We start from the raw sequence: 11,721 nt of genomic DNA, 5'->3' as shown, positions 1-11,721 counted from the left end.
TTTTGAAAGGAAGATATAAATGAACAAGGTAAGAACAAGATTTGCACCTTCACCAACAGGTTATATGCACATAGGTAACCTGAGAACAGCACTCTTTACCTATCTTATTGCAAAGCAGAACGGAGGAGACTTTATTCTCCGTATCGAGGATACAGACCAGGAGCGTTATGTTGACGGCGCAGTTGAGGTCATCTATAAGACACTTAAAGACGTTGGTCTTAATTGGGACGAGGCCCTGATATCGGCGGACCTGTAGGCCCGTATATCCAGTCGCAGAGAATGGGTATGTTCAAGAAATATGCAGAGGAACTCGTTGAAAAGGGCGAGGCTTATTATTGCTTCTGCGACAAGGAAAGACTTGAGGAAGTAAGAGCCATTCAGGAAGCAAGCGGTATCGCTCCAATGTATGACAGACATTGCCGCAACCTCTCACCTGAAGAGATAAAGGAAAAGCTTGACGCAGGTGTTCCTTATGTTATCAGACAGAAAATACCTACAGAGGGCGAAGTTACTTTCCATGACGAGCTTTACGGCGATATCACTGTTGACTGCTCTACCCTCGACGACCAGATACTTATAAAGACAGACGGTATGCCTACTTATAACTTTGCAAACGTCGTTGACGACCACCTTATGGGTATCACCCACGTTGTAAGAGGTAACGAGTACCTTGCTTCTGCACCTAAGTATAACCTGCTCTATAAGGCTTTCGGCTGGGAGATACCAACCTATATCCATGTTGAGCATATCATGAAAGATAAACAGCATAAGCTTTCAAAGAGAGACGGCGACGCTTCTTACGAGGATCTTATGAAAAAGGGCTATCTTAAAGAAGCCGTTATAAACTATATCGCCCTGCTGGGCTGGGCGCCAAAGGGCGAGAACGAGATATTCTCACTTGAAGAGCTTGTTAAGGAATTCGATATCCACGGACTTTCTAAGTCCCCTGCTATCTTTGACCCTGCTAAGCTTAAAGCTATCAACGGCAAGTATATAAAGGCTATGACCCCTGAGAAGTTTGCTGAGTATGCTATCCCTTATATCAAGCAGTCCGTTCATAGAGAGGACGTTGACCTTAACGAGATAGCAAAGCTCTTGCAGGCAAGAACAGAGCTTTTCACAGAGATACCTGAAATGGTAGACTTTATCGACGCTCTCCCTGAGTATGATATAGCTCTCTATACACATAAGAAGATGAAAACGAACCCTGAAAATTCTCTTGAATCTCTCAAAGAAGTTCTCCCTGTTCTCGAGGGCGTTGAGGACTGGACAGAGGAAAATATCCATGACGCACTCTTTGACCTTATCGGCAAGCTTGGCGTAAAGAACGGTATCGTTCTGTGGCCTCTTAGAGTTGCAGTTTCAGGTAAGGCATTCACTCCTGGCGGCGGTGTTGAGATATCATATCTCATCGGCAAGGAGGATACTCTTGCAAGAATAAGAAAGGGCATTGAGAAGCTGTCATAATAAAAACTACGAAAATGTTGAACAAGTGTAGGGGCGAAATAATTTCCAAACAAGTGGGATGTCGGATCTCTGCAACGCAGAAATTGCACCGCTCCCCTACAAATTACATAGATACATCGCTTTTAGACGGATAAATAATTCAACAACGGAGCATTTTGAGTATTTGCTACTTTAAATTTACTTAAAATGCTCTGTATTTCGTACAGCTATCACTCCCCTGTCACATAAGTATTATAAAATTGTAAAGACTTATGAATGCTTTTCCTAAGAGGAGGAAATAAAATGATAGAGGTTATAAACCTTACCAAGAGATACGGCGACAAAAAAGCTGTCGATAATATCTCTTTCAAAGCGGAGGACGGCGAAGTTCTCGGCTTCCTCGGCCTAACGGAGCGGGAAAATCCACCACCATGAATATCCTTACAGGCTACATATCCTGTACAGACGGCAAAGCCCTTATAGACGGCGTAGATATCCTTGAAGACCCTATCAAGGCTAAAAAGCAGATAGGCTATCTCCCTGAGCTTCCGCCGCTTTATATGGATATGACCGTAAAAGAATATCTCTATTTTGTCTATGACCTTAAAAAGTGTAAGCTTCCAAAGGTGTCACATCTTAAAGATATATGCGGACTTGTAAAGATAGACCATGTTTATAACAGAATAATCAAGAACCTGTCAAAAGGTTATAGACAGAGAGTAGGTCTTGCTCAGGCTCTTATCGGCAACCCAAAGGTTCTTATTTTGGACGAGCCTACAGTAGGTCTTGACCCTAAGCAGATAATCGAGATAAGAACTCTTATAAGAAAGCTCGGCAAAAATCATACGGTCATACTTTCTTCCCATATCCTTTCTGAAGTGCAGGCTGTCTGCGATAAGATAATAGTTATCAACGAGGGCAAGGTCGTCGCAAACGATACAGAGGAACACCTCTCCCAAAAGCTCTCAGGCGAGCATAAGCTCACTGCAAAGATACAGGGTGATAAGGATAAGATCGTCAGAGCAATGCAGGGCATAAAGGGCGTTGAGAAAGTTATCTGCGACGCAAGCCATAAAGACGGCGTGAACGATATAAGAATAGAGGCAAAAGAAGGCGTGGATATCAGACGTGACGTCTTTGAAACAGTTGTTAAAAACGGCTGGTATATGCTTGAACTTAAGACCTCTGAGCTTTCACTTGAAGATATATTCCTCAAGCTCACAATGGGCGAGGCTTTGCCTGCCCTTGAAAATACTTCCGATAAGGAGGGAAATGACTAATGGGCGCAATATTCAGACGAGAGGTAAGAAGCTATTTTACCTCACCTATCGGTTATATTTTCCTTGCGGCATTCTATGCTATTCAGGCGTAATGTTTGCAAACTACAGCTTGAAAGCGGCTATACAAGACTTGATTCCGTTTTCAGTGCGCTTCTTATAATCATAATAGTGCTTATACCTGTCCTCACCATGAGGACCATATCCGAGGAAAAGCGAACAAAAACAGACCAGTGTCTGCTCACCGCCCCTGTGGGTCTTGGCAGCATAGTTGTAGGTAAATTCCTTGCCGCTTTCCTTATCTATATCATAGCTATCGCTATCACAGGCGTTTTTGCAGTTATCGTATCCGCTTTCGGTACGCCTGACTGGAACGTCGTTGTGGGCAATATCGTCGCTCTGGCACTTGTTGGCGGCGCTTATATCGCTATCGGTATCTTCTGCTCATCTTTCACAGAAAACCAGATAGTTGCCGCAGTAATAAGCTTTATCGCACTTATCTTCGTGTCGTTCCTGTCAACTATAGGCAATCTTCTGCCTTTTGAATGGCTCACAACAGTGTGCGAAAAGGTGTCATTCGGCGAGAGATATTATTCATTCACCTATGGACTTTTTGATTTTTCTAACGTTGTGTTCTTTCTGAGTGCAATAGTGGCATTTCTTTTCCTCACGGTGAGAGTGCTTGAAAAACGCCGCTGGGGCTAAAGGAGGGCTGTTTAAATGGAAGAGAATAATAACGAAAAGATCTCTGTATCAGGAGCAGACCTGCTTAAAGACGTTGTAGCAGACGAAAAGGCAGCAAAGACCGCTCCAAAGGATACAGAAAAGGATAAAAAAGATAAAGACAAAAAGAAAGATAAAAAAGAGAAAAAGACAAAGGACGGCAAAAAGTTCAATGCCAAAAAGCTCAAGCATGGAACAATGGCAACAGTGTTCACCTGCGTTTTTGTCGCTCTGCTTGTCCTGGTGAATGTTGTCACAACAATGCTTTTTGACAGATATCCTATCACTATCGACCTGACAAGCAATAAGATATATTCAGTTTCAAACGATACAGAGGATTATGTAAAGAAAGTGAACGTTGACGTTCAGGTAACTATCTTCGCAGACGAGAATACTTATACAAATTACAGCTCTTATAATAAGCAGGCTGTTGAGCTTTTGAAAAACTATTGTAAGCTCAACCACCATATCACATATCGTTTCGTTGATATCGACTCACACCCTGAGATCGTTAAGGAGTATACCGATACTATCAGCCAGTTCGATATGATATTTGAAACAAAAACAAAGGTTGACGGCAAAGAGATAAGCCGAACAAGAAAGCTCGGTATGCTCGACCTTCTTACATTCACAGACGAGTTCGAGCAGAAGCTGTCACAATCAGGCTACAGCATAGATACCCTTGCCCAGCAGGCAGGCGGCGACCTTTCATTCCTGTCCTATTACGGCAGCTATGTTGAGTCCTCAAACGCAGAGCAGGCTTTCACTTCTGCACTTATGACCGTAACAGACCCTAACCCTGTCTATGTTACTATCCTCACGGGCAGAAGCGAGCTTACACAGCTCACATATTTCCAGACGCTTCTTACAGCTAACGGCTATAACGTGAACACAGTGGATATAACCTCCGAGGATATCCCTGCCGATACAGACGTTGTGGTTATCCCTGCTCCTAAGACTGACTATCTGGAGGAGGATATCAAAAAGGTCAGCGACTTCCTCAATAATGGCGGAAATCTAGGCAAACAGCTTCTCTATATCGCTTCTTATGGTCAGGAGGATACCCCTAATCTTGATGAGTTCCTGTCAGAGTATGGACTTTCTGTCGGCAAGGGCGTTATCTGCGAAAGCGACTCAGGCAAGTATTATAATTCGCCTTGCATAACAGTAGCTTCCACAGTTTCCGATAACTTCACTCAGGACGTTTCTACAGAGAAACCGGCTATCCTTTCAGCACTCTGCCGTCCTGTAAACACACTCTTTGACGAGCAGGATATGGTGTCTACAGACGCTTACCTCAAGTCCTCAGATTCTGCCTATACCGCAAATGTTGATATATCACAGACCACAGGTCAGGTGAATATAGGCGATGCTCTGGTAAAGGGTCAGCAGAATTATATGGCTGTCGGCTCAAAGGCAAAATTTACAGACGATAACAAAACTCTCTATAGCAATGTTATCGCAGTAGGTTCAGAGGGTATGCTGTCTGATACCTACTTGCAGTATTCACAGTATCAGAACAGCGAGTATTTCATAAGCGTTATAAACGGCCTTACCGGAAAGACCGCAGGTATCACTATCACACCAAAAACTATCACAGGCAATGTTTTCGACATCACTCAGCAGCAGAAAACAGTTCTTAAATGGACATTCTGCCTTGGCGTACCTGTTGTAGTTCTTATAGTGGGTATCGTTATCTGGGCAAGAAGAAAGAATAAGTAAAACACAGAGGTAATCACAAATGAATGGTAAATTGCAGGGTATCATTATCTGCGGAGTCACAGCCGCTTGTCTGGTGGGAGTAATGGCGTTTCTCAACTCCACCTCAGGCAAATCAGACGCAGACTCCAGCTCATCGTCAACAGCGGCAGTTTCAAGTCAGGACGAGAGCGTTGTTATCCTTACAAAGTCAAGCGACGATATAACAAGCGTAAAGGTTTCAAATGAACATGGCGAGTATTCCGTTAATAAGTCCGAGTCAGGTAAATCCACATGGAGCATACCTGAGCTTGGCACTCTCAATGCCAATACCACCGCAGAAGCTTCCATGATATCGAATCTTGACGGCTTCAAGGCGAAAAAGCTCGTTGAAGAAAACGTTGAGGATATGTCAAAATACGGTCTTGATAAGCCCACAGCAGATCTCACAGTTGAATACAGCGACGGCACTGCCACTACCCTTCATGTAGGCTCTGTTTCACCAAGCAACGAAAGATACAGATATGTGAGCCTTGACGATGAAAAGACCGTTTATATGGTAATGGGAACAAAGCTTTCATACTATACAGATCCGGTGACCGCATATGCGAACCTCACTTTGCTCACAAAGCCGTCTGACGACGATTGGCCTGACTATGGCAAGGAAACAGTTACAAGAAAAGATCTGGACTATGAAATGGCGTTTGAAAATAACCCGAACGAGATAGAGGGACTTTCAGGTCAGGTAATGACAGAGCCTATCTTCTCATACCTGAACATCACAAATTCTTCAGCAACTACCCATGGTATGTGGGGACTTACAGCACAGAGCTGTGAGGTCATCGCACCTGATAAAACTGCAATGAAGGAGCATGGACTTTCCGACCCGTTCGCAACAGTAAGACTCTCGGGAGACGGCTATGACTATACCCTTAAAATAGGCGACCCTGTCTATGCTACCGCAGGCGACAGCAGTGAAACAACAGATACAGTGTCTGCATATTATTGCTACTTTGAGGGCGTAAAGGGCGTTGACGCTATATACCTCGTTTCAGCCGATAACCTCCCATGGGCAACGATCAAAGCAGAGGACGTTATCACAAGCCTTATGACTTCAAATTACCTTGTTGACCTTAAAGACGTTGAAGTAGTCTATAATGGTAAAAAGACCGTTTATGAGGTAGAAAGCTCAGGCACAAGTGCTGATACTGATTCTGACGGCAAAACTACCGCACAGGTAACAAAGGTCACAACAGACGGCAAGGAGCTTGACGTTGACAACTTTAAGACCTTCTATCAGTATCTTATGGGTTGCCCGACAAATGAGATATACTTCACAGACCCTGAGGGCGAAAGCTATCTGACTATAACATTCGACCGCAAGGACGGCAAAAAGGACGTTATGGAGCTTTATAAGGATTCTTCAAGACGTTCTGTGGTCAAGCTAAACGGTGAAACCTCATTCAGAATACAGTCAACTTGGGTAGATACGTTCGTTGCAAATATGGACAGACTTCTTAAAGGCGAGGCTGTGGACGAAAACTACTAAAACGCATATCCCATGCTAAGCATATGACCTGACGGGCAAACGGAGTTCGCCCCTACGGTCATGTTTCGACAGCTTTCGCAAAGAATATGTGATACAATATGTATCCCACATAAAGCAAGGCTGAAAACCTGCGCAAAAAAAGTTGTCAAAAGCTCTTTTAATTATGTGAAAAGTATGGTATAATAAAATAGTAAACAAAAAGAGAAATATATTATGAGAAAGGCGGAGAGATAAATGGCAGAAGAAAAGAAAGCTTTTTTCACCTATAAGGGCGTTCCACTGGTGAGAAAAGGAAATAATATCTATTTTGGAAATATGTATGACGAGTTCGTAGTCATGATAGAAATACTTTCTACAGAAAAGGTCGGCGGTATCGACGTTGCAAATAAGGTAAGAATAAGAAAAGTTGCAACAGACAGCACACTGCCTCCGAATAAGCAGATAGTTAAGGTGGCAGAAAAATCAAGCCTCTATGAAGCTCTTGATTTTGCCTGCGCATGGCTCAAGGTATCATAATACATCAAAAAATAACCGGCGTGTATCACGAAGATACACGCGGTTTTGTATGTGTTATTCAACGTTCGGTCTTGTTATAAGGGGCATTATTTCATCTATCATTTCCTTTGGCAAATTGTAATCCTGAAATTCGCCTGTATCATCTTTTATGCTGAAATTGCATATTTTATTTTCAGAGTGCATACCGCCTGAGGTGTCCCACGAATACTGTGAAACATCGATAACACAAATGCTCTCATACGCATCACTTGATTCATCCTTTTCGAGAGAGATTCCATAAGCGTCTGCGCCACCGTATTCTAAGCCGTCAATGTAAGGATAATCCTTGCATACCGATTTAGCGTTCTCTATCCACGCAGTTATTTTGTCGATAGTGTCCTTGTCTGTTATCTCATATGGTTCTTCTCCATACCAGTGATGAATATAATATGCCGAAATTTCAGCATTTTCATCAACCTTTGATGATGAAGTTGTGGTAGTTGTCATTGTTGTAGAAGCTGTTGTCACAACTGTACTGCTGTCATTGACCTTGCTTTTGTTATCATTGTCTGTTGTCTGTGAGCATGAGCAAAGAAGCAGTGAGAGCGCTAAAACCAAATAAACTGTCTTTTTCATGTTTTGTCACCTACCCTTAAATGTAAACACAGTCGTCCTGATATGTGTAATGAATCCGTATATCATTTTTTCCATACCCATCGTTAACAATAAAATATTTATCAACTAATTTATTATTATTATCGAAGCATTGAACAATGCCATATGTTAGTACCCAATGATTTTTATCATTTTTTCCGCCATAATTCGGATGCTTTATAATAAGTAATATGGTTGGAGAATTTGACGTGAGTATCCTGTAAAAACAAAATCCCCATGAATCACCGCCATAGTAAGCATCAGGCGATGAAGTAAAACTACATATTTTATCCTTTTTTGCGTTACTAAGTCCATTTATTATTCCATTTCGGCTTGTTTCTCTCGGAATATAATTGTTAAGGGTGTTGAAAAGACTTCTGGGATTATTAGAATAAGAATCGCTCAAACAATTGTTGTCTTTGTAGTCATCAATATAGCATAAGTTGATAACAGCTGCTAACGCCCCACATTGATTAGATGTGTTGTAGTTCAGTTTTCTAGGTGTTCCAGATACTTTTGAAACCGTTGTGTGCAATCCTGAATTAGCCCTGGAAGCACTTGAACTTATAAAATTAGTTGATGAAAGTTTTATGCTCTCATTAGTAAAACTCTCAGTAACTTCGTTGAATTGCTCGTCTGTTAAAATCTCACCTGTTCGCAAATTTTTGTAATCAGTGCTTGTTTTAGTCAAGTATTCAAGTGGACCAGCATAATATAAATCGCCTTGTAAGTCGCTATATGGAGATGATGATGTAGGACTATACTCTATTGTATTTCCTGACAAATCATATATCACATATCCCGACTCCATTTCAGCGCAGAAAGCAATGGTTCCTTCATCTGCTCCATGTAAGTTGTGAATTTTAACCACTTGTCCCATGTTTTCAGCGCTGGTTAAATCTGAAACAGAAGTTGGTAATGTAAGAACCTCCTGGTTATCAAAAGCAAACGTTGCGATTGAACTTTGTGAGAAAATCACAACACAAGCAGAAACCATAGCTAAAACTCTTCCTTTAATGTTCATAATGGTAAACCTCCTATAATTTATTATATACACAATATACCATATTTGAGCACCGCTGTCAATATCCAATATATACAAATAAATATCAGTTATTAGTGCGTTTTGGACAACGACAAAAAGCATGACGATTTTCAATCGTTTAAGTTTCAAAAGTCAACAATCTCGAAAAAGTTTTTTGAAAATACGCCCATTTTTTTGGCTTTACCCCCTTGTAAAGCTATCGGAAGTATGCTAAAATAATATAAGCGTTATGAATAATGACGGGATCTATGAGGGAAACGTTTACGCCATTTTGGTGAAACGTTTACAACTTTAAAATATTGAAAAGGAGCGTATAAAAAATATGCAGTATGGTTATTTTGACCTTGAACACAAGGAATACGTCATCACAAGACCTGACACACCTGCACCTTGGGCTAACTATCTCGGCTCACCTGAGTACGGTGCTATCGTATCCAACAACGGCGGCGGATACAGCTTTGTAAAGAGCGGTGCTAACGGAAGAATAATCCGTTACCGTTTCAACTCAAATATCGGTCTTCCTGGCAGATATATCTACATCAGAGATAACGACGCCAAGGATTATTGGTCATGCACATGGCAGCCTGTAGGCAAGCCTCTCGATCAGTATAAGACAGAGTGCCACCATGGTACAGCTTATACAACTATCAAGTCTGACTATGCAGATATCCACTCCGAGCTTACATATTATGTTCCTCTGAACAAAACATATGAGGTATGGAGAACTAAGATCACAAATAACTCTGACAGATACAGAAACCTTTCAACATTCGGCTTTGTAGAGTTCACAAACGAGAACAACTATGAGCAGGATCAGGTAAATCTCCAGTATACACTGTTCATCACAAGAACAAGCTTTGAGGGCAATAAGATCGTTCAGCATATCAATGAGAACAGCGGTAAGGACGAGAACGGCTCTAACTGGAGAGAAAGATTCTTCGGCGTAGTTGGTGCTCCTGTTTCCGCTTATAACGGTAATCTGGACAGCTTTATCGGCTCTTACAGAACATACGGCAACCCTGTTGCAGTTGAAAGAGGCTTCTGCGATAACAAGCTCAACTATAACTCAAACGCTTGCGGCGCTCTTCAGTCTGACATTATCCTTGCTCCTGGCGAAACAAAGGAGATAATCTATGTTGTTGGTCAGAAGAATCCAAAGGTAGCAGACGAGATACTCGCTGCATATAACGAGCCTGGCAAGGTAGACGCTGAGGTAAAGGAGCTTATCGCTTATTGGCATGGTCAGCTCAATAACTTCCAGATCGAAACTCCTTCTGACGAGTTCAATAACATGGTAAACGTATGGAACGCTTATCAGTGCTTCATCACATTTATCTGGTCAAGAGCTGCGTCATTCATCTATTGCGGTCTGAGAAACGGCTATGGCTATAGAGATACAGTTCAGGATATCCAGGGTATTATCCATATCAATCCTGAGCTTGCTGCTGAAAAGATCAGATTTATGATCTCTGCACAGGTAGATAACGGCGGCGGACTTCCACTTGTTAAGTTCGACCACAAGGCAGGTCACGAAACTTGCCCGGACGAGAACGATGAGAACTCTATCTACGCTAAGGAAACAGGCCACCCATGCTATAGAGCAGACGACGCTCTCTGGCTTTTCCCAACAGTTAATAAGTATATCGGCGAGAGCGGAAACAAGGCGTTCCTCGATGAGGTTATCGTATATGCAAACGGCGGCGAGGATACAGTTTACGAGCATCTTAAGAGAGCTATCAACTTCTCAATGGAAAGACTTGGCGCTCATACAATGCCAGCAGGTCTTTATGCTGACTGGAATGACTGCCTCAGACTTGGCAAGAAGGGTGAGTCAACATTCGTTGCATTCCAGCTCTACTATGCAATGAGCATCATCAAGGGCTATGCTCTTGACAGAGGCGATAATGAGTACGCTGCTTATATCGACAAGGTACAGCCTGAACTCGGCAAGAGCCTTGAAGCTTGCTGGGACGAGGATAGATTCATCAGAGGCTACAGAGAGAACGGCGAGATCGTTGGCGCTAAGAAGGATCCAGAGGCTTCAATGTGGCTCAACCCACAGTCTTGGTCAGTTATCTCAGGCTTTGCTTCTGAGAAGCAGGCTGAAACTGCTATGGAAAAGGTACATGAGATACTCAATACTCCATTTGGCGTAAAGATCATGGAGCACCTTATGTAGATCATTACTTTGACGGTGCTCTCATGCACATCTTCAACCCTGATACAAAGGAGAACGGTGGTATCTTCTCACAGACACAGGGCTGGGCTATCCTTGCAGAGTCACTTCTCGGTCACGGTGACAGAGCATTCGAGTACTTCCTCGAGTCTTCACCTGCTAACATGAACGATAAGGCAGAAGTAAGAATACTTGAGCCATACGTTCACGGTCAGTTTACAGAGTCAACACGTTCACCATATGCAGGACGTTCACACGTTCATTGGCTGACAGGTACAGGCTCAACAGTAATGGTAGGCTGCGTAGAGGGTATCTGCGGTATGAGACCAAACGCAGAAGGACTTGTAATAAGCCCATCTATCCCACACACATGGGACGGCTTCAAGATCGAAAAGAACTTCCGCGGCAAGCACCTTTCTATCGACATTCAGAACCCAGACCACGTTCAGAGCGGCGTAAAGTCTATGACAGTCAACGGCGAAGCAGTTGAAGGCAACTTCGTGTGCGAGTGCAAGATGACAGAGCAGACAAACATCGTTGTTGTTCTTGGATAATTGCTTTAATGCTAAAACAATATAAAACCTTCGGCGGCAGACATTAAGTTGTCTGCTGCCGATTTTTTTGCGTAAAAAAACCACCCCGAACAAGAGATTGTTCG

6 protein-coding genes and 3 pseudogenes are annotated in these 11,721 nt (G+C 42.6%); 7 read left to right on the top strand and 2 right to left on the bottom strand.

Going from position 1 to position 11,721, the window contains the following annotated elements; translation table 11 throughout:
• Positions 1–13: 13 nt before the first annotated feature.
• The 6 genes and pseudogenes from gltX to DW793_RS01420 form a co-directional block, all read left to right on the top strand.
• Positions 14–1,467: pseudogene (gltX, locus tag DW793_RS01445) on the top strand (glutamate--tRNA ligase); the annotation flags it as partial.
• Between the two features lie 282 nt (positions 1,468–1,749).
• Positions 1,750–2,726: pseudogene (locus tag DW793_RS01440) on the top strand (ATP-binding cassette domain-containing protein).
• A 75-nt stretch (positions 2,727–2,801) separates the two neighbouring features.
• Positions 2,802–3,428, top strand: a complete 627-nt coding sequence (locus DW793_RS01435; RefSeq protein WP_252969604.1) for an ABC transporter permease — start codon at positions 2,802–2,804, stop codon at positions 3,426–3,428.
• Positions 3,429–3,443: 15 nt separating this feature from the next.
• Positions 3,444–5,168 (top strand): GldG family protein, encoded by a 1,725-nt coding sequence (locus tag DW793_RS01430; protein ID WP_118156862.1) that lies wholly within the window; start codon positions 3,444–3,446, stop codon positions 5,166–5,168.
• Positions 5,169–5,187: 19 nt separating this feature from the next.
• A complete protein-coding gene (locus DW793_RS01425; protein ID WP_118156861.1) occupies positions 5,188–6,693 on the top strand; it encodes a DUF4340 domain-containing protein in 1,506 nt (501 codons plus the stop codon).
• A gap of 234 nt (positions 6,694–6,927) precedes the next feature.
• Complete coding sequence (locus DW793_RS01420) at positions 6,928–7,209, top strand: hypothetical protein (RefSeq protein WP_038670225.1); 282 nt, start codon at positions 6,928–6,930, stop codon at positions 7,207–7,209.
• 54 nt (positions 7,210–7,263) lie between these two features.
• Here DW793_RS01420 and DW793_RS01415 read toward each other — a convergent pair whose 3' ends face one another.
• Together DW793_RS01415 and DW793_RS01410 are read right to left on the bottom strand one after the other, a co-directional pair.
• Positions 7,264–7,824 carry a hypothetical protein gene (locus DW793_RS01415; protein ID WP_117896601.1) on the bottom strand — a complete coding sequence of 187 codons (561 nt, stop codon included), beginning with the start codon at positions 7,822–7,824 and terminating at the stop codon, positions 7,264–7,266.
• Positions 7,825–7,840: 16 nt separating this feature from the next.
• Positions 7,841–8,866, bottom strand: a complete 1,026-nt coding sequence (locus tag DW793_RS01410; protein ID WP_118156860.1) for a hypothetical protein — start codon at positions 8,864–8,866, stop codon at positions 7,841–7,843.
• 343 nt (positions 8,867–9,209) lie between these two features.
• Between DW793_RS01410 and DW793_RS01405 the strand changes: the two are divergent.
• Positions 9,210–11,617, top strand: a pseudogene (locus DW793_RS01405) (glycosyl hydrolase family 65 protein).
• Positions 11,618–11,721 lie beyond the last annotated feature (104 nt).

The organism is Ruminococcus sp. AM31-15AC (assembly GCF_003462045.1).
GTDB lineage: Bacteria > Bacillota > Clostridia > Oscillospirales > Ruminococcaceae > Hominimerdicola > Hominimerdicola aceti.
This window is presented reverse-complemented; position numbering and strand designations above follow the sequence as displayed.

What these genes read in the sequence shown, in the direction of transcription:
- DW793_RS01425 (WP_118156861.1), top strand. Translation starts at nt 5,188, where the DNA reads ATGAATGGTAAATTGCAGGGTATCATTATCTGCGGAGTCACAGCCGCT.
- DW793_RS01415 (WP_117896601.1), bottom strand. Translation starts at nt 7,824, where the DNA reads ATGAAAAAGACAGTTTATTTGGTTTTAGCGCTCTCACTGCTTCTTTGC.
- DW793_RS01410 (WP_118156860.1), bottom strand. Translation starts at nt 8,866, where the DNA reads ATGAACATTAAAGGAAGAGTTTTAGCTATGGTTTCTGCTTGTGTTGTG.
- DW793_RS01430 (WP_118156862.1), top strand. Translation starts at nt 3,444, where the DNA reads ATGGAAGAGAATAATAACGAAAAGATCTCTGTATCAGGAGCAGACCTG.
- DW793_RS01420 (WP_038670225.1), top strand. Translation starts at nt 6,928, where the DNA reads ATGGCAGAAGAAAAGAAAGCTTTTTTCACCTATAAGGGCGTTCCACTG.
- DW793_RS01435 (WP_252969604.1), top strand. Translation starts at nt 2,802, where the DNA reads ATGCTATTCAGGCGTAATGTTTGCAAACTACAGCTTGAAAGCGGCTAT.